This window comes from [Clostridium] celerecrescens 18A, assembly GCF_002797975.1.
Classification (GTDB): Bacteria; Bacillota; Clostridia; order Lachnospirales; family Lachnospiraceae; genus Lacrimispora; species Lacrimispora celerecrescens.
This window is the reverse complement of the sequence record NZ_PGET01000001.1, coordinates 3,470,420-3,490,052: the sequence shown is the minus strand read 5'-3', so window position 1 is coordinate 3,490,052 and position 19,633 is coordinate 3,470,420. Positions and strand designations below refer to the sequence as shown.

Here is a 19,633-nt window from a genome sequence, read left to right as displayed (position 1 = left end):
AAATTAGTTCAAAAACACCATATATTTCTGAAAAAACTATTGACAACGTGTTTGGCGTCATGTATGATATGGGCATGAACAAAAGTTAGCGATACGAACAAAAATATCAAGTATGATGGGTGGGAGGAAATATGAAACAATCAGAAGCAGCCCGTTTGGAACAGACACTGTTTTCTGTCAGCGGTATTGTCAAATCATTTGGCTCCAATGCTGTTTTAAAAGGTATCGATTTAAGCGTAGGAGAGGGAGAAGTACTTGCCCTGATTGGCGGAAACGGAGCGGGAAAAAGCACCTTGATGAAAATCATAATGGGTATCTACCAGCCGGATGCCGGAAATGTAACAGTTGCAGGTGACATGCTTTCGGTATTCAAGCCGTCTGTTGCTCTTTCAAAAGGGATTTATATGGTTCCCCAGGAGCCCATGCTGTTTCCTAATATGACTGTTGAAGAGAATATCCTGATCGGTTTTAGTGAAAATACGGCTGTTCTTAGGAAGCGGCTGGGGCACATCATGGATGAGATCGGCTGGCATCTGGATACGGACCGGAAGGCAATGAGCCTTTCTATAGCTGAACAGCAGCTGGTGGAGCTTTTAAGAGGACTCTTAAGGCAGGCGAAGCTTCTGATTTTAGATGAACCTACCAGTGCACTGACCTTTGATGAGGTAGAGAGCCTTTTCCGGATTGTGGAGGATTTAAAGAAGAAGGGCATTGGGATCATCTATATTACTCACCGTCTGGCTGAGGTATTCCAGATCGCTACTCATGTGGCAATTATGAGGGACGGTGTGATTACATTAAAGGGAAAGACCCCGGACTTTACCAGGGAGATGCTGGTTAAGGGTCTGCTTCCTCCCAATATGGAAGGGCAGCAGAAAGCCGGGGGAAAAGAATCCAGTCATCTGGATTACTCTGCACTGGAGCCGGTATTTGAACTGAAAGGCTACTCCGGTTACGGATTCCGGGACATAAACCTTAAGATTTATCCGGGAGAGATTCTTGGGGTCGCAGGAGTTGTGGGAGCCGGGCGTACCGAACTTGCAGTTACGATTTTTGGAAAAGATAAGGTTCTTGGAGGAAAGGCTTTTCTGGATGGAGAAGATGTGACAGGCCTTTCTACCAGGGAGGTTTTAAAAACCGGTATCAATTATGTGCCGGAAGACCGCTGCTTAAATGGCCTGTTTGGTATCAGTGATGTTGGGGCTAATATCACCTCTGCTTTGGTTCCGGGGAAATCCCTTGGACGAATATTTTTAAATAGGAAGGCGGAGCAATTGATCACCCGGAAATATGTGGAGGATTTCCGCATCAAAATTACGGGCCAGGATCAGATTGCGGGAAGCCTTTCCGGAGGCAACCAGCAAAAGATCGTAATCGGCCGGTCTCTGTCTACCAATCCAAAGCTGGTGATTCTGGACGAGCCTACACGTGGTATTGATGCGGCAGCACGGGGAGATGTGTATGCGATTATCCACGAACTGAAAAAGCAGGGAGTAGCGGTTATGCTGATTTCTTCTGATATGGAAGAGATTGTGGAGCTTTCAGACCGGGCAGTTGTGGTCTTTCAGGGACGGCTTAGAGGAGAATTAGGCAAACATGAAATCTCCCAGGCAAGCCTTATGGCGGCATCTTTTGGCGTGACAGAAGGAAAGCAGGTGGAAGCATGAAAAAGATTGGAAGAATCCGTGAGTTAAATAGTTTTCTTTTTCTGGCAGGACTGATTTTTTTGGTGGGCTTGGTAAACAGGAGTTTCTGGCAGCCGGCAGCCATATGGAACTGTTTTAATGACAGCGTTGTATTTACCCTTCTGTCGGCAGGAATTGCATTTGTTATCTTAACGGGAGAAATCGATGTTTCCATCGGTGCAGTGCTGGGCTTATCGGCAGCCGTGGGAGCCGCTCTTTTAAGAGATGGGTATGGGGTGGTGACGGCTACGGCAGCCGCTCTTGCCATTGGTATTCTTACCGGACTGGTCAATGGAGTCGGCGTGGCGGTTCTTCACATTCCCTCTCTGATTTTTACTTTGGGTGTTAACGGTGTTGTGCGGGGGCTGATATATGTATACACGAAGGGTGCCTGGGTTGAAAATCTTCCGGCTGAATTTACCAGAATGTCAAACCGCCTCCTGATTGGAAACTTAACTGTCTTTTATGCTCTGGCAGTTCTTGTTATCTTGGTTGTCCATCTTATTTTGACGAAAACGAAAAAGGGAAAGTATTTTATCGCAGTGGGAGATCATGCAGCGGGTGCAACCCTGGTGGGAATACCGGCAGATAAAACGAAGATTGCAGCTTATGTCCTGTGTGGAGTGTTTGCTTCCGTCGCAGGTATCATTTATGCGTCACGCATTGGCTTTATTACGCCTACGGCAGGAAATGGATATGAGATGAAGGCAATTGCTGCCTGCGTTCTGGGAGGCTTAAGCTTAAGCGGCGGGATTGGAAGCCTGGCCGGCGCCTCTATCGGTGCGGTCATCATGTCCTCCATCAGCAGAATTCTTGTTTTTCTTGGATTTTCTTCCGATTATGACAATACGATCACAGGTATCATGCTGCTGACCATTGTTGTAATTAATACTGTGTCACAGAACCGGGCGGCAGAGAAAAACCGTCACCGGATCCTTGCCGCAAGGACTGCAGAAAAAGGAGGAGAGAAGAAATGAAATCTCATATCTGGAAAAAATGGGAATTTGTACTCTCTTTGATATTAATTCTGGAAATTGTTGTTTTTGCATCAAAGAACAGTAAGTTCCTTATGCCGAGAGTGCTGTTTGGCAGTATGAATGACATCATTTCCATTTGTATCATTTCACTGTTTGTTACCTTTGTCATGATCACTGGAGGGATCGATATCCAAGCTGGTTCCATTGTAGGGCTTTCTTCCATTATTTTGGGAGTTGCCTGGCAGGATGGAGGAGTAAACATCTGGTTTGCCTCCCTGATCGCTATGATTGCAGCCGGGTTATGCGGCGCCTTATCCGGCTATTTCATCGCATACTGCGGCGTGCAGCCTATGGTGGTCACTCTTGGAGGGAGTTTTCTGTACTCGGGAATTGCTCTTCTGGTGTCCAATTTGTCTGCAACAGAGAGCTATAAAGGAATCAGCGGTTTCCCGGATAGTTTTTTAAGGCTTTCTAAAGTAAAGCTGTTTGGTGTGATTCCAAGTCAGGTGATCATTTTTCTTATCCTGGCAGTGCTGGCTTATTTTCTTCTACATAAAACCAGATATGGCAGACAGGTATTTCTGGTAGGGGTAAATCCCGATGCAGCGGAATATTCAGGTATTCATGCCAAATTCATTATTATGAGCACTTACATTCTTTCCGGAATCAGTGCGGCGGTGGCAGGAATCATCCTGACCTCTTATCTTGGTACGGCAAAAAGCGATATTGGCTCTACTCTGACCCTTCCCATCATCACTGCAGTTGTTTTAGGCGGTACTTTAAGTACAGGAGGAAAAGGAAGCGTACCTGGAACGGCTCTTGCTGCAGTAGTTATCGGTACTTTGAGATTCGGACTTCCTCTGTGCTTCAAGGTGAGCCAGCAGTATTTGGACATTCCGGCAGGGCTTCTTTTACTGGCGGTGGTAACGGGCAGAGCTGTCCTGAATAATCCGGCACTCAAAGCACGTTTTCTGAAAAGAGAACGGAATTGATTGGTAACATGAGGTGTAACCTCATTAATATAAAACGATCAAAACATATAAGGAGGATTTTATTTATGAGAAAAGCAATAGCAATTGTATTGGCAGGACTGATGGCGGCATCGCTGACTGCTTGCGGCAGCTCTGGAAAACCGGCGGCAGCATCTAATGCACCAGCTGGTGAAACGAAAACAGAATCAAAAGCAGAAGAAAGCAAAGATAATACCGGTTCTTCTGGTATTTCTGGAAAAACTGTTGCATTTATTCCTAAGCTGACAGGAAATGCATTTTTTGAATCCGCCAATGCGGGAGCACAGAAGTATGGAAAGACATGGGATATTACAGTTGACTATCAGGGAAGTGCTAATGCGGCTGTAGCTGACCAGGTTCAGGTAATCAACAATGCGGTGGCAAGCGGCGTGGATGCCCTTTGTGTTTCTTCCGTAGATGCAACGGGGCTTGACTCCGCGTTAAAAGAGGCTGCTGATGCAGGTCTGACTGTGGTCACATGGGATTCTGATGTTTCAGATACGGTACGTACGTTGATGGTTTCACAGGGAACTCCTGAGATGCTTGGGAAGATGCTGGTAGATATGGGAGTGGATTCTTTAACAAAACGGGGGAAAGATGTTAAAGCTGACGCGGTGAAATACTGTTGGCACTATTCCCAGGCAACGGTAGCGGATCAGAATTCCTGGCAGGTTGCGGGAGAGGCCTACATCAAAGAGAACTATCCTAACTGGGTGAATGTGGCTCCGAATAATTATTATTCTGAACAGGATGCGGAAAAAGCGGTCTCGATCGGTGCTTCTATACTGGAAGCCAACCCGGATATTGACCTGATTATCTGCAATGATTCTACGGCTCTTCCAGGCCAGTGTAAGGCAGCCCAGAACAAGGGACTTACAAAAGAAGATGTAACCATTACCGGTTTTGCCTCCCCGATGTCCATTAAGGATTACTGCGATGCGGGTGTGATTGAGCAGTGGGGGCTTTGGGACTGCCAGGTGCAGGGTGCGATTGGCTGCTATCTAGCCGCCTATCTGTCCGCAGGGAATCAGGTGAAAGTAGGAGATAAGATTGATATTCCGGAAATTGGTACGGTGGAAGTAATGCCAAATGACTGTTTGGTAGAAGGGGCAACCACCGCTGAGGTAAACAATGGAGTTGTTCTCCTTCCAGAGCGTACGGTATTTAATAAAGATAACATGAACAACTATGATTTCTAATACGGCTGAAATGCCGGGAATCATGACAGAAAATAATATAGAAGCAAAAGGAGAAAGAATATGGCAGATTTGGATGGAATGAAAGTAGAACATGATTATCACCTGGATGAACCATTTGCAAACAATAAGCCTTTTTACGTAAAGGGAGCGGGTCATCTGGATTGGGGAATGAAGAAGCACTTATCGAATATTTTTGATGAGAACAGCGGAAATACGGTGATGTTTGCCTTTGATCATGGATATTTTATGGGTTCTGTATCTGGCCTGGAGAGACTTGATTTGGTGGTGCCTAAGCTGCTTCCTAATATCGATGTTCTAATGGGGACAAGAGGGGCGATCAGGAGTTGTGTGCCGGCAGAAGGAAGGAAAGGCATTGCACTGCGTGTCACCTCCGGTTCTTCTATGCTTGACGAGGACTTGTCCCATGAAGTTCTTGCCGTTGACATAGAGGATGTGATTCGTATGAATGCGGATTGTATGGCGGTTCAAACGTTTATCGGAGGGGATGGACAGCTTTCAAGCCTTGATAATCTGTCAAAAGCGGTAAATTTGGGTATGCGCTACAGCATTCCTACCATGGGAGTTGTGGCAGTAGGAAAGCAGATGGAGCGATCAGACCGGTTCTTTAAGCTGGCTACCCGCATTGTGGCGGAGTTAGGAGCCAATATCATAAAAACCTACTACTGTGAAAACTTTGAAGAAGTGGTATCTGCCTGCCCTGTTCCCATAGTGGTGGCAGGAGGCAAGAAACTTCCGGAAAAAGAAGCTCTGGAGCTTGCATATAACTCCATCAGCCAGGGGGCAAAAGGAGTTGATATGGGAAGAAATATCTTCCAGAGCCAAAGCCCTGTGGAGATGAGTGCGGCTGTCCGTAAGATCGTACACGAAGGATTTACTGCGAAAGAGGCATTTGAGTTCTATCTGGATATGATTCATCAGTAAACAAACGGTTTTCTTTACAAGTTAAGTACCTGCCAATTCTGGCAGGTACTTTTTTGATGCAGCAGAATCGTTTTTGAGATATCCCAAGTGTACGATGACTGACAGTAAATCTTATATGAAAGGAGGCGCATAAGTGAATTAGACAGTAAGAGATTAGATACATATATTAATATATAAAGAGGTAGAAAACCACTTTATGTTATTACTTCAGTTTTGTACAAAAGTCTTACAAGTAAACACTGTAATTTACGCTCTAACAGGAGAGGATTATAATGAATAAATGTAGAAATTGTAATGAAAATTGCTGCCTTGATGAAAATCGCTGCTGTAACTCATCAGGATCGCAATGTTGCAGATGCTGCGTGGGACCAACAGGACCACAAGGCATACCAGGGCCAACTGGCCCGACTGGGCCAACCGGCCCGACTGGAGCTCAAGGACCGATGGGACTACAAGGACCTGTTGGACCGATGGGACCAATGGGACCACGGGGACCTATTGGGCCGACTGGATCTACTGGACCGACTGGTCCTGTTGGCCCGGCCGGAGCAACCGGTCCTACCGGCCCCGCGGGAGCTACCGGAGCAACTGGGCCAACCGGCTCTACCGGACCTACTGGCCCTATAGGGCTTACCGGAGCAACCGGCCCTACTGGCCCGACCGGAGCTGCCGGAGCAACCGGCCCGACCGGATCCACCGGCCCCATTGGGCTTACCGGAGCAACTGGCCCTACTGGCCCGACCGGACCTATTGGTCCCACCGGACTTACCGGAGCAACCGGCCCAACCGGAGCAACCGGCCCCACAGGCCCCACCGGTCCTACTGGTTCCACCGGACTCACCGGAGCAACCGGCCCTACTGGTCCCACCGGTCTTACCGGATCCACTGGACCTACTGGCCCGACCGGATCCACTGGCCCCATAGGACTTACCGGTGCGACTGGGCCCACCGGGGCAACTGGACCTACCGGACCTGCAGGAACGGGCACCAATATGTCGGGAGTGATTCCCTTTGCCATTGACGATGAATATGCCGAGGTTTCCACGGATGACCTGGGCAATCCGTCAATTATTCATTTTGCTGGATTTGAAGCAAATGCAATTAATTCAGGCAGGCCTACACAGCTTCAAGAGGGTGACTGGGCAGCTGGAACGATTACATTTGACTTCGCTAACTATGATCAATTTTACCGTAGTTGTTTTGTTATGCCTTATGATGCAGTCGTAAAAAATATTTATGTATTATTTGGTGCCAAAATGTCACTGTTCCTACCGGAGGGATCTACACTGTTTCCGTTTGCTGCCCTTGCAGTTTTAACTTCAGATACACCTGGGCAGATGACAGGCGGGATGGTGTTTACCATACTTCAGGATACCCTGACTTATTCTGATCCGTTTATAGCGCCGGTAGGTGGAGGGCAGGTTCCCAAATATACACTGGAAAGAGGTTCCCTGACAGACATCAATGCCTTGATCCCGGCGGGTTCCCTTGTTGGAATTATTGTCGGATGCAGAGCAGAAGGTGTTACGTCGGAACTATTCGTCAGGTTCTCAGTAAGTGGTGGAATTTTGCTTGACTAAGCAATAGAAGCAGGCCTGTATCCAGCCTTGCAGCAAGATACAGGCCTTTCTTCGGAAATAGGAATATCTGAGAGAATAAGGAGGGAAAACGGCAGTTATGATCAATGACGAAATTATCCATATGATAGAGGAAGCGGCCCAGTTTCCGGTTTCTGACAGAAAGACGAATCTGTATAAGGATATGGGGCTTGACTCCCTTTCTTTCATCCATCTTTTACTTAAGATAGAAGATACGTATTCCATTACCTTTGATATTACGGAAATGGAATCTTGTCTGGAAGTCGGCCGGTTGATTGAACTGGCTGAGAAGAAAGTAAAGGAGAAAAATATAAAATGATCAGAGATTTGTTCATGTATCAAACAAACCTGAAAAAACAAGCGATTATTGACGGAGATACAAGTATTACGTTGCAGGACCTGGTTCAAAAAGCCGCGGCAATACAGGCCTGCCTGCCCAGGAATGATTGGAAAATCGCCGCAATATTTTTACCGGATGGGAGCGATTATATCGCTGCTCTTTTTGGAATATTCCTGTTGGGTAAAACAGCATTTCCTATAAGTGCCCGCTTGACAAAACATGAAGTGACTCCTCTCCTGGACCAGACCTCCACAGATATAATCATTACTTCCATAAGATTCCGTTCGTTTTTTGATGAGATAAAATCCATGGATGTACCTGATTTACGGGTGGTTTACGTTGAAGAATGCCTGCTGGGAGAATCCATGCCGGTTCTTTCCGGAAATAGCCCGGGTCCGGATGAACCCATAATTCTGCTAACAACATCAGGTTCTACAGGCAGGGTGAAAATTGTACCTCTTTCAGAAAGGAATGTTGAAACTTCCGTTTTGGGTTATATCGATAAAATGTGTTTTGAGGAGATGGATGAGAAGAAAATCAGATACATCCTTGCAGCTCCGTTTTCTTCTGCTTACGGAATAATGATCCTGTGTGCATGTCTCATGAAAGCGTTCCCTATCGTTCTTCTTAAGGAAGATTTTACTTTGGACTCCTTTTATAAAGCGGTTCAGGAGAATAGAGTAACCCACTATGAGGGTGGGGCAATGGTTCCCCTTTTGATGGAACAGACAGCGGGCAGGCCCGTTCCTTATGATATTCATTTATTAAAATATTTTGGATTTGGAGGAAGCAAAGTTTCCGGTACCACATTGAAAAAACTTTTAACAGCATATCCGGGAATCCAGCTATGGCAAGGCTACGGGATGACAGAAGCAGCCCCGTTAATTACAAAATGCTCGAAAATCAGTTTAGAGAAACTGGATTCCGTAGGAAAGGCGATAAAAGGAATTAAAATATCCATAGAAGCTGACGGGGAGATTACGGATATTCCTTATACCAATGGGGAAATTCTTGTAAAGGGACCAAATGTGATGTCGGGATATTACAAAAATGAAGAGGAAACTAAGAAGGTACTGAAACATGGCTATTTGTATACGGGTGATCTTGGTTACCTGGATGAAGATGGCTATTTGTATATCTGCGGTCGGAAGAAAAACGTAATAATTGTCAGAGGATTCAACGTATATCCGGAAGAAGTGGAAGCCTGTATCTTAAACAGTCTGCTTGTAAATGACTGTGTTGTTTATGGAGAAACGGATCCTTTAGGAGTTGAAACCGTATGCGCAGATATCATTCCGGCCGATCCTCTGGCAAGGCAGGAAAAAATCGAGGAAGAAATCAGGGCTTACTGCAAAGCGCATTTATCAGGTTTTAAACAGCCCCGGAAAATACAAATAGTCGATGCGATCAGAAAAACTGCATCTGGAAAAAATGAAAGGAGAAAAGGGGAACAACTATGAATCTGATTTATTTTCAGGGTTTAAACTGCTATACCAGCAGCATGATAAATGCTGCTGTTCTCATAGGGGTGGATTACCGGAATGCGCTTGCAGATTTATGGTCGGAAACAGACCTGACCTATGACCAGATCCATCACTTATATTTATCCAGAAGAATGCCTGGGAATCTGGAAGCCTTGGGTGTCAGCATGAGATTTTTGAATTGCTGTTCCAAACAGGAAATGGAGAAAAACATATCCAGTCTTACCTTAGGACAATGGAATGTAGTTGAGATGGATGCATTTTTCATTCCATGGGTTCCTTATTATCATACATTACACAGTTTCCATTATTTTATTGCCCGAAAGGAGGAAAAAGGTTTTTTTTCCTGTTTTGACCCTACGTATGATAAAAAATATATGGAATTAACAGAGGAAGATTTGATTTCCAACGTCTCTGACATTTGCCAGATTCAAAAGACTGGAGAAAAACAGTTTTGTAAGGGAATCCGGCAGGAGGCACAGGAAATTTTGTACACTCATCAGAAAACACAGGAAAATCTCCTTGAACAAATCAGAGAATGCGCTTATGGAAAACAGAAGAATGGGGAACTGCTTGCAAAGTACATAGATGCTTTGATTAACAACCGATATCTCTATCTTAATTATCTTCAAAACATGCCATCGTTTAAAGAAACATATGACAGGTATTTCCATAAGGAATACTTCTTAAAGTGGACGGCAGTGAAGCATGGGTTATATAAGGCTTCATTCAGGCAGAACAACCGGGAAATTATCCAGGAAGTATGCGGGCATTTCCAGGAGCTGATCCAGGAAGAAAAGGACATTGCCTGGAAAATTGAGGCATTGAGCCCAGAAGAGATTCAGGAAGAAAAACAGCCAATGGGAACCGGATGACCGGTTCCCATTTTTTTATCTTATAACTTAAATTTATAGTATCAATTCCAATCTCATATATTCTTTTCTCGAAAATTATTTTATTTTAGTTGAAAAATCCCGATAAATGTTCTATTATGAGAAGAAATATATTAGCATAGTACAGTGTCATAGAGGGAGTGGAAGAGATGAATTACAACATTGCAGTGATTCCCGGCGACGGGATCGGGCCTGAAATCATTGGCGAAGCGAGAAAGGTACTTGATAAAGTGGGAAGTGTATATGGTCATGAGTTCCAGTATACAGAAGTATTGATGGGCGGCATTTCCATTGATACATATGGAGTTCCCTTAACAGATGAAGCCCTTGAAACAGCGAAAAACAGTGATTCCGTTCTCCTTGGGGCAGTTGGCGGAAATGTAGGAAATTCAAGATGGTACGATGTGGCACCGAATCTGAGACCTGAAGCGGGGCTACTTGCCATCCGTAAGGGTCTTAATTTATTTGCCAATATCCGCCCAGCCTATCTGTATAAAGAGCTATCGGATGCCTGTCCTTTAAAGAATGAGATTATTGGAGAAGGGTTTGACATGGTCATCATGAGAGAACTGACAGGGGGCCTGTATTTCGGAGAGCGGTATACCAAAGAGCTGGATGGCGTATTGACTGCCGTGGATACCCTTACCTATAATGAAAATGAAATAAGAAGAATTGCCGTTAAGGCATTTGATATTGCCATGAAACGCCGGAAAAAAGTAACAAGCGTTGATAAGGCAAATGTGCTGGATTCCTCCAGACTATGGAGAAGCGTGGTGGAAGAGGTGGCAAAGGATTATCCGGAAGTGACCTTATCCCATATGCTGGTGGATAACTGTGCGATGCAGCTTGTCATGAATCCGGGACAGTTTGATGTGATCCTGACTGAGAATATGTTCGGTGATATCTTATCCGATGAAGCCAGCATGATCACAGGCTCCATTGGAATGCTTTCCTCGGCAAGCATGAATGAAAGCAAATTTGGAATGTATGAACCAAGTCATGGCTCTGCCCCGGATATTGCGGGTAAAAATATTGCAAATCCCATTGCAACCGTTCTTTCCGCCGCTATGATGCTTCGCTATTCCTTTGATCTGGATACAGAAGCGGCAGCTGTGGAGGCAGCCGTGGAGCAAGTGCTTAAGGAAGGATACCGGACGGCAGATATATATTCAGAAACGTGTAAAAAGGTCTCAACCGCAGAGATGGGAGATTTAATTGCGGAACAGATTGGAAAAGAAAAGGAGTGTGCAGCACATGAAAAGTGATTCAGTAAAAAAAGGGATGCAGCAGGCGCCTCACCGTTCCCTGTTTCACGCACTGGGAATGACAGAGGAAGAGATGGAAAGACCTCTGATCGGTATTGTCAGTTCTTATAATGAAATCGTACCAGGCCATATGAACCTGGACAAAATAGTGGATGCCGTTAAAATGGGAGTCGCCATGGCCGGCGGTACACCTGTGATGGTTCCGGCCATAGCGGTATGTGATGGAATCGCCATGGGACACATTGGAATGAAATACTCCCTGGTCACCAGGGACCTGGTTGCTGATTCCACAGAATGCCTTGCCAGAGCCCATGCCTTTGACGCTCTGGTCATGGTACCCAACTGTGATAAGAATGTTCCTGGACTCTTAATGGCAGCAGCCCGCATTAACATACCCACAGTGTTCGTCAGTGGCGGACCAATGTTAGCAGGGCGTGTGCACGGCCATAAAACCAGCCTTTCCAGCATGTTTGAGGCGGTAGGAGCTTATACCGCAGGAAACATGACAGAAGAGGATGTAAGGGAATACGAGCAAAAGGCGTGCCCTACCTGCGGCTCCTGTTCCGGCATGTATACGGCCAACAGCATGAACTGCCTGACCGAGGTTTTGGGAATGGGACTGAAAGGAAACGGAACCATTCCGGCGGTTTATTCGGAACGTCTTAAGCTGGCAAAGCATGCAGGAATGGCAGTTATGGAGATGCTTAAGAAGAATATCTGTCCACGTGACATCATGACAGAAAAAGCCTTTTGCAATGCCCTGACTATGGATATGGCTCTGGGTTGCAGTACCAACAGCATGCTTCATCTTCCTGCCATTGCCCATGAGGCAGGAGTGGATTTAAATCTGGAAATTGCAAATAAGATCAGTGCAAAGACTCCTAACCTGTGCCATCTGGCTCCGGCAGGACCAACTTATATGGAAGATTTAAATGAAGCAGGCGGCATATATGCTGTTATGAACGAGGTCAGCAAGCTGGGGCTTCTGGAATTAGACTGTATGACAGTAACAGGTAAAACGGTTGGAGAGAATATTAGGAGTTGTATAAATAAGAATCCTGAAGTGATCCGGCCGGTGGAAGATCCCTACAGCCAGACTGGCGGAATCGCCATCTTAAAGGGAAACCTGGCCCCTGATTCCGCAGTGGTTAAGCGCTCCGCCGTAGCGCCTGAGATGTTAAAGCATGAAGGCCCGGCAAGAGTGTTTGATTGTGAGGAGGATGCCATAGCAGCCATCAAGGGCGGTAAGATTGTGGCAGGAGATGTAGTTGTTATCCGATATGAAGGCCCCAAGGGAGGTCCGGGTATGAGGGAGATGTTAAATCCCACCTCAGCCATTGCAGGCATGGGGTTAGGTTCCACAGTGGCCCTTATTACCGACGGACGTTTCAGCGGTGCTTCCAGAGGTGCCTCCATCGGGCATGCATGTCCGGAGGCAGCGGTGGGAGGTCCCATTGCCCTGGTTGAAGAGGGAGACATCATTTTCATTGATATTGATAACCATCGGTTAGACGTGAAGGTATCTGATGAAGAAATGACCAGAAGAAAGGCCAACTGGCAGCCAAGGAAACCTCAGGTGACCACTGGATATCTGGCACGCTATGCGGCAATGGCAGCCCCGGCAAGTCGGGGAGCGATTCTCGAAATATAAAAAAAAGGAGCAGCCTATGAAGACATTGACAGGAGCAGAGATTGTGATCGAATGCCTGAAAGAGCAGGGAGTGGATACTGTTTTTGGATATCCGGGCGGTACGATCTTAAATATATACGATGCCCTTTATAAACATCAAGATGAGATCACCCATATCCTGACTTCCCATGAACAGGGCGCGGCCCATGCGGCAGACGGATATGCAAGAGCTACCGGTAAGGTGGGAGTTTGTCTGGCCACCTCAGGGCCTGGAGCCACTAACCTGGTAACCGGAATTGCCACCGCATTTATGGATTCCATCCCAATGGTTGCTATTACATGCAACGTGGCAGTAAACCTTCTGGGAAGAGATAGCTTCCAGGAGATAGATATCACCGGTGTGACGATGCCTATCACAAAATACAACTTTATCGTTAAAGATATAACAAAACTGGCTGACACCATCCGCCGGGCTTTCCAGATCGCACAGACCGGAAGGCCGGGACCTGTGCTGGTTGATATCACAAAGGATGTTACCGCCGGCACCTTTGATTATGAATCCCAGATGCCGGAGCCGGTTAAAAGGCAGGAAGATACCATAACTGAGGAAGATTTAGAGACAGCACTGCAGCTGATCCGGAAATCCCAGAAACCGTATATCTTCGTAGGAGGAGGCGCGGTTGCTTCCAATGCCTCGGAGGAGCTTTCTTCCTTTGCCCACAAGATTCAGGCCCCGGTGGCAGACAGTCTTATGGGAAAAGGAGCTTTCGACGGAACCGATGAATTGTATACCGGAATGGTCGGAATGCACGGAACCAAGACCTCTAATTTTGGAATAACAGAATGTGACTTATTGATTGTAGTAGGTGCCCGGTTCAGTGACCGGGTGACCGGCAATGCCGCTAAGTTTGCCAAGAGGGCAAAGATCCTTCAGTTTGATGTAGACCCGGCGGAGATCAATAAGAACGTTAAGACATATGCCAGCGTCGTCGGTGATGTAAAAGTAATCTTAAAAAAACTGAATGCCCGTTTAGATCCCATCAATCATGAAGAGTGGCTGGGCCACATTGACCGGCTGAAGGATATGTATCCCATGCGCTTCGATAAGAGCGCGCTGACCGGTCCCTATATCATTGAAAAGATTTATGAGATCACACAGGGAGACGCCATCATTACAACAGAGGTGGGCCAGCATCAGATGTGGGCTGCCCAGTTCTACCAGTATAAATATCCCAGAAGCTTCCTCTCCTCCGGTGGTCTTGGAACCATGGGCTATGGCCTGGGGGCCTCCCTGGGTGCAAAGCTGGGCTGCAAGGATAAGGTAGTCATTAACGTGGCAGGAGATGGATGTTTCCGTATGAATATGAATGAGATCGCCACGGCTACCCGCTACAATATTCCCATCATTCAGGTGGTTTTAAACAACCACGTATTAGGCATGGTCCGTCAGTGGCAGACCCTGTTCTATGGTAAGAGGTATTCACATACAGTTCTTAATGATCAGGTGGATTTTGTAAAGGTGGCGGAAGGGCTGGGAGCTAAGGCTTACCGTGTGACCAGTAAGGACGATTTTGAGCCTGTCCTCAGAGAAGCTATAGAGTTAAACGTTCCTGTTGTTATAGATTGTCAGATTCATTGTGATGACAAGGTATTCCCAATGGTATCACCGGGAGCGCCCATCCAGGATGCGTTTGACGCAGAAGACTTAAAGATTTAAGACAAAAGTATGAGGAGGAAGATTATGAGCAGAGTGTACAATTTTTCCGCAGGGCCTGCTGTGCTGCCGGAAGAAGTCCTGAGAGAAGCCGCAGAAGAGATGATGGATTACAGAGGTTGTGGAATGTCAGTCATGGAGATGAGCCACAGGTCCAAGATGTTCGAATCCATTATTGGTGATGCAGAAGCCGATTTGCGGGATTTATTGAAGATTCCGGACAATTATAAGGTATTATTTTTACAGGGCGGAGCCTCCCAGCAGTTTGCTATGGTTCCCATGAACTTATTCAAGAATCGCGTAGGGGATTATATCATTACGGGACAGTGGGCGAAGAAGGCATACCAGGAAGCAAAGCTTTACGGTACGGCCAATGCAGTTGCGTCAAGCGCCGACAAGACCTTCAATTATATCCCGGATGTTTCGGATCTGCCGATTTCTGATGATGCGGATTACGTTTATATCTGTGAAAATAACACAATTTACGGGACTAAGTATAAAACATTGCCAAATACAAAAGGAAAAACACTTGTTGCCGATCTCTCCTCCTGTTTCTTATCGGAACCTATTGACGTTTCAAAATACGGTCTGATTTTTGCAGGCGCCCAGAAGAACGTAGGGCCTGCAGGCGTGGTCATCGCCATCATCCGGGAAGACTTGATCACAGAGGCTGTGCTTCCTGGAACACCTACCATGCTCCGATATAAGACTCATGCCGATGAGAAATCTCTTTATAACACACCACCGGCCTATGGAATCTATATCTGCGGAAAGGTGTTTAAGTGGTTAAAAAACCGGGGCGGTCTGGAAGCCATGAAAGAGCTCAATGAAAAGAAGGCAGCCATTCTATATGATTATCTGGACCAGAGCCAGATGTTTACCGGTACTGTAGTAAAGGAAGACCGTTCTCTGATGAATGTGCCCTTTGTGACCGGAAGCGAGGAATTGGATGCACTGTTTGTAAAGGAATCAAAGGCAGCAGGTTTTGAAAACTTAAAAGGCCACCGGAGCGTAGGCGGTATGCGGGCCAGTATTTATAACGCCATGCCTATAGAAGGTGTGGAGAAGCTGGTTGCCTTTATGAAGGAATTTGAAGCAAAGCATGGGAAATGACCATACAGTTAAGAGAGGAGACATGATGAGAAAAATTCATTGCCTCAATGCGGTTTCCAGCTGCGGAACCGCATTGCTGACAGAAGATTATACCTTAACAGATGACATAAAAGAAGCGGATGGTGTTCTTGTCCGAAGCGCTTCCATGCATGAGCTTGAATTCCCTGAGGGTCTTTTAGCCATCGCAAGAGCCGGGGCAGGAGTCAATAACATCCCCCTGGATGAGTGTGCCGCAAAGGGGATCGTGGTGTTTAATACACCAGGAGCCAATGCCAACGGAGTTAAGGAGCTGGTTATTGCAGGCCTTATGATGGCTTCCAGAGATATTGAAGGAGGCATCCGCTGGTGTAAAGATAATAAGGACGACGAGAATATTGCAAAATCTGCGGAAGTAGCTAAAAAGGCCTTTGCAGGATACGAAATTAAGGGAAAGAAGCTGGGCGTTATCGGACTTGGAGCCATTGGTGCAGAAGTAGCCAATGCCTGCACTTCCTTAGGAATGGAGGTTTATGGGTATGATCCCTACATTTCTATAAATGCGGCATGGAAGCTTTCAAGGAATATCAAGCACATCACATCCGTAGATACCATTTACCAGGAATGCGATTACATAACCCTTCACCTGCCGTTAATTGATTCCACAAAAGGAATGGTGAATAAGGCTGCTCTTGATCGAATGAAGGATGGCGCTGTGGTTCTGAACTTTTCAAGAGACGTCCTGGTGAATGAGGATGATATGGCTGAGGCCTTAAAAACCGGCAAGGTGAAAAGATATGTGACGGATTTCCCCAATCCAAAGTCTGTTCATATGGAAGGAGCCATCGTTATCCCTCACTTAGGCGCTTCTACCGAGGAATCCGAGGATAACTGCGCCAAAATGGCAGTAGAGGAGATCATGGATTACATCGATAACGGGAATATCCGCAATTCCGTAAACTTTCCTGTCTGTGATATGGGAGTATGCAAGGCAGCAAGCCGCATCGCAGTGCTTCACTTAAATATCCCTAATATGATCGGACAGATTACAGGAACACTGGCAGCAGGAGATATGAACATCTCCGATATGACCAACAAAAGCCGTGAAAAGTACGCGTATACCCTGCTTGATTTGGAAAGCGTTCCGGATGGGGAGAGCATACGTAAGCTAAGTGAAATAAAGGGCGTACTTCGGGTGAGGGTAGTTAAATAATAGAGTTTAACCATGCCATCTTCATTTAGCATATAGAAGTTATTTCCGAAGGGGAAAGATATAGGCCGCTAAATGATTCATGCCGGACGTCCGCCCTATAGAAACATGTATGTGATTTGTGCTTAGTGAGCAAGCCCACACGCACACATTACATACATGTTTCTGCATGAAAGAACTGTAAGCAAATAAAGGAGACACTATGGCAATTGTAAAACCATTTCAATGCATTAGACCTGATGAACGGTATGCCGGGCAGGTGGCAGCCCTTCCCTATGACGTATACAGCCGTAAGGAGGCCTGCCAGGTAACGGCAGCCAACCCAAGGTCATTTTTAAACATTGACAGGCCGGAGACCCAGTTTTCTGATGACGTGGATACCTATGATGTCCGTGTTTATGAAAAAGCCGGAGAAATGCTGAAAAGCTGGATAGAGGACGGGACTTTTAAGAAAGATTGTCTGGAAGCCTATTATATCTATGAGCTGACGATGGACGGAAGGCGTCAGACTGGAATCGTGGCCTGTTCTTCCATTGATGATTATGTGAATGGAGTCATAAAAAAACACGAAAATACCAGAGAAGAAAAGGAAGTAGACCGGATCCGCCATGTGGATACTACCGATGCACAGACCGGCCCCATTTTTCTGGCTTACCGTTCCAATGAAACGGTCAACGAAATTGTGAATTTAAAAACAGATACTGAGCCTTTGTATGATTTTGCGGCAGAAGACGGAATCAGCCACAGGGTATGGCAGATCCATGACAAGGACAGCATCACACTGATCGAAAAGGCTTTCCAAACGATCCCCGCTACTTATATCGCAGATGGACATCACAGGGCTGCTTCCGCTGTAAAGGTAGGACTTAAGAGGCGTGCGGAAAATCCGGGGTATACAGGAGGAGAACCTTTTAACTATTTTCTTTCCGTGCTGTTTCCCCATGACCAGCTGATGATCATGCCATATAACCGGGTGGTAAAGGATTTAAATGGCCTTTCAGAGGAGGAGTTTCTTCAAAAGACAGAGCAGTCCTTTGAAGTATTCTGTATGGGGACCGAGGCCTTTGCACCTTTGGACAAAGGCACCTTTGGTATGTACTTAAACCGGAAATGGTACTGCTTGAAAGCTTTCAATTCCTTAAAATCCACAGATCCGGTAAGAGGACTTGATGTGTCCATCCTCCAGGATAACCTGCTCGGTCCTGTTTTGGGAATCGGAGATCCCAGAACGGATAAAAGAATTGATTTTATTGGAGGGATCCGGGGACTTAAAGAACTGGAGAAACGGTGCAGCCAGGATATGGCAGTGGCATTTTCCATGTACCCCACATCCATTCAGGAACTGTTTGCCGTGGCGGATGCAGGACTTTTGATGCCTCCCAAATCCACATGGTTCGAGCCAAAGCTTCGCAGCGGATTATTTATCCACCTTCTAAAATAAAACACGCCGTCCCCGGCTGGATAAAGCTTATGGGGACGGCGTTTCTTTTTCTGGTTCTTTATTTAGCTGTTCATCCCGGTAGGCGGCATAAACCTCAAGAAGCTGAGGGCGTTTTACAACTCCGATTTTTTGAAAGATATTATGAACATGGGTTTTCGCTGTTCCCAGGGAGATGTATAAATCCTCGCTTATTTCCTGATTGGTTTTATCCATAAGAAGCACTCTCAGTATTTCCCTCTCCCTTGCAGTAAGATGGTTTGCTTCGCTGAAACGGTACAGAACGCTTTCTTCTATATCAGAGGGCAGGTTCCCCCGGGTATGGCTGGTTACTTCCGAAACAATGGTATTATTCTTCAATAATATCTTTAAGTAGTACATAAGATATCCGGTAGAAAATAAGGCATAAATAAGATATAGAATATCAGAGGTTAAACTCCTGTTATTCATATTAATATAATATTTTGAATAAGTATCAAAATTAAAGATTACAATGGTATCTTCTGCAATGATGAGGATATTCATGAGAACAGTAATATAAAAAAGTCTTTTACACCATTTAAAGAAAGGATCCTGATATTCCTCAGGATTCTTTTTTATTATCCTTAAACATTCTGCTCCTATATAAGCATTGTAAAGCTGGCTTGGGAGGAAATAGAGCCATATTTTCCAGGCATTGTTGTCCATGACCGGCACAAACAGCATGAAGGTCACGTATACTGCTAAAATTCCATAATCACGGAAGGTTATCGTTCTGTTTAACAGCCGTTTGAAGATAGTTAAATATCCCAGTGACAGGATCAGGTAGATCATGGTCTTATGGGTTGGAACGATCATAAAAACTCTATTATAAGATTCTGCAAAATTCTCAAACATTTCTGATGCAAAAATCACAATATCATCCGTTAAAACTGCTCCGAATATAATCCCTATCCATAACAGGATCTTTTCTTTTCCATTAAAAAAGAGCGAAAAAGACATCCAAAAGACTCCGGAGTAGACCATGATCAAAACCAGATTGTAAATGAATACGATACCTTTTCCCATAATTCCTCCTGACGTTTGCTCATCCTCAAGTTGTCCATCATCAGTATAGCAAATAAAAAAGTTTTTTCAACTCCTAATTTTCTCGAAAAGCCCATTTATTAGTGCATGTTGCACA

16 protein-coding genes are annotated in these 19,633 nt (G+C 45.6%); 15 read left to right on the top strand and 1 reads right to left on the bottom strand.

The features are described from left to right. Positions 1 to 131 precede the first annotated feature (131 nt). The 15 genes from H171_RS15835 (at position 132) to H171_RS15765 (ending at position 18,474) form a co-directional block, all read left to right on the top strand. Positions 132 to 1,667, top strand: coding sequence for a sugar ABC transporter ATP-binding protein (locus H171_RS15835; RefSeq protein WP_100306017.1), 1,536 nt, complete (start codon positions 132 to 134; stop codon positions 1,665 to 1,667). Further along, entirely contained in the window at positions 1,664 to 2,662 is a 999-nt protein-coding gene (locus tag H171_RS15830; RefSeq protein WP_100306016.1) for an ABC transporter permease, read from the top strand. Before H171_RS15835 ends, H171_RS15830 begins: the two co-directional genes overlap by 4 nt. Further along, complete coding sequence (locus H171_RS15825) at positions 2,659 to 3,654, top strand: ABC transporter permease (protein WP_100306015.1); 996 nt, start codon at positions 2,659 to 2,661, stop codon at positions 3,652 to 3,654. Before H171_RS15830 ends, H171_RS15825 begins: the two co-directional genes overlap by 4 nt. A 65-nt stretch (positions 3,655 to 3,719) precedes the next feature. Continuing rightward, positions 3,720 to 4,871: a substrate-binding domain-containing protein gene (locus tag H171_RS15820; RefSeq protein WP_100306014.1), complete on the top strand. Its 1,152-nt coding sequence runs from the start codon at positions 3,720 to 3,722 to the stop codon at positions 4,869 to 4,871. A 60-nt stretch (positions 4,872 to 4,931) separates the two neighbouring features. Further along, positions 4,932 to 5,813, top strand: a complete 882-nt coding sequence (gene lsrF / locus H171_RS15815; RefSeq protein ID WP_100306013.1) for a 3-hydroxy-5-phosphonooxypentane-2,4-dione thiolase — start codon at positions 4,932 to 4,934, stop codon at positions 5,811 to 5,813. 272 nt (positions 5,814 to 6,085) lie between these two features. Beyond that, positions 6,086 to 7,393: a collagen-like domain-containing protein gene (locus tag H171_RS24815; RefSeq protein WP_100306012.1), complete on the top strand. Its 1,308-nt coding sequence runs from the start codon at positions 6,086 to 6,088 to the stop codon at positions 7,391 to 7,393. 97 nt (positions 7,394 to 7,490) lie between these two features. After that, a complete protein-coding gene (locus H171_RS15805) occupies positions 7,491 to 7,730 on the top strand; it encodes an acyl carrier protein (protein ID WP_100306011.1) in 240 nt (79 codons plus the stop codon). After that, a complete protein-coding gene (locus H171_RS15800; protein WP_100306010.1) occupies positions 7,727 to 9,211 on the top strand; it encodes a class I adenylate-forming enzyme family protein in 1,485 nt (494 codons plus the stop codon). The genes H171_RS15805 and H171_RS15800 overlap by 4 nt, the downstream gene beginning before the upstream one ends. After that, positions 9,208 to 10,107 carry a hypothetical protein gene (locus H171_RS15795; RefSeq protein WP_100306009.1) on the top strand — a complete coding sequence of 300 codons (900 nt, stop codon included), beginning with the start codon at positions 9,208 to 9,210 and terminating at the stop codon, positions 10,105 to 10,107. Before H171_RS15800 ends, H171_RS15795 begins: the two co-directional genes overlap by 4 nt. A gap of 167 nt (positions 10,108 to 10,274) precedes the next feature. Further along, positions 10,275 to 11,390 carry a 3-isopropylmalate dehydrogenase gene (gene leuB / locus H171_RS15790; RefSeq protein WP_100306008.1) on the top strand — a complete coding sequence of 372 codons (1,116 nt, stop codon included), beginning with the start codon at positions 10,275 to 10,277 and terminating at the stop codon, positions 11,388 to 11,390. Further along, positions 11,380 to 13,041 carry a dihydroxy-acid dehydratase gene (gene ilvD, locus H171_RS15785; protein WP_100306007.1) on the top strand — a complete coding sequence of 554 codons (1,662 nt, stop codon included), beginning with the start codon at positions 11,380 to 11,382 and terminating at the stop codon, positions 13,039 to 13,041. The genes leuB and ilvD overlap by 11 nt, the downstream gene beginning before the upstream one ends. Before the next feature lie 16 nt (positions 13,042 to 13,057). Then, positions 13,058 to 14,737, top strand: coding sequence for a biosynthetic-type acetolactate synthase large subunit (ilvB, locus tag H171_RS15780; RefSeq protein WP_100306006.1), 1,680 nt, complete (start codon positions 13,058 to 13,060; stop codon positions 14,735 to 14,737). 24 nt (positions 14,738 to 14,761) lie between these two features. Continuing rightward, a complete protein-coding gene (gene serC / locus H171_RS15775; RefSeq protein ID WP_100306005.1) occupies positions 14,762 to 15,847 on the top strand; it encodes a 3-phosphoserine/phosphohydroxythreonine transaminase in 1,086 nt (361 codons plus the stop codon). 25 nt (positions 15,848 to 15,872) lie between these two features. Next, the gene (locus H171_RS15770) at positions 15,873 to 17,036 is read left to right on the top strand and encodes a phosphoglycerate dehydrogenase (RefSeq protein WP_100307552.1); all 1,164 of its coding nucleotides are present in this window, start codon (positions 15,873 to 15,875) and stop codon (positions 17,034 to 17,036) included. Positions 17,037 to 17,235: 199 nt separating this feature from the next. Next, positions 17,236 to 18,474, top strand: a complete 1,239-nt coding sequence (locus H171_RS15765; RefSeq protein WP_100306004.1) for a DUF1015 domain-containing protein — start codon at positions 17,236 to 17,238, stop codon at positions 18,472 to 18,474. 27 nt (positions 18,475 to 18,501) lie between these two features. Here the strand turns inward: H171_RS15765 and H171_RS15760 are convergent, their stop codons facing one another. Then, positions 18,502 to 19,518: a helix-turn-helix domain-containing protein gene (locus H171_RS15760; RefSeq protein ID WP_100306003.1), complete on the bottom strand. Its 1,017-nt coding sequence runs from the start codon at positions 19,516 to 19,518 to the stop codon at positions 18,502 to 18,504. Positions 19,519 to 19,633: the final 115 nt, after the last annotated feature.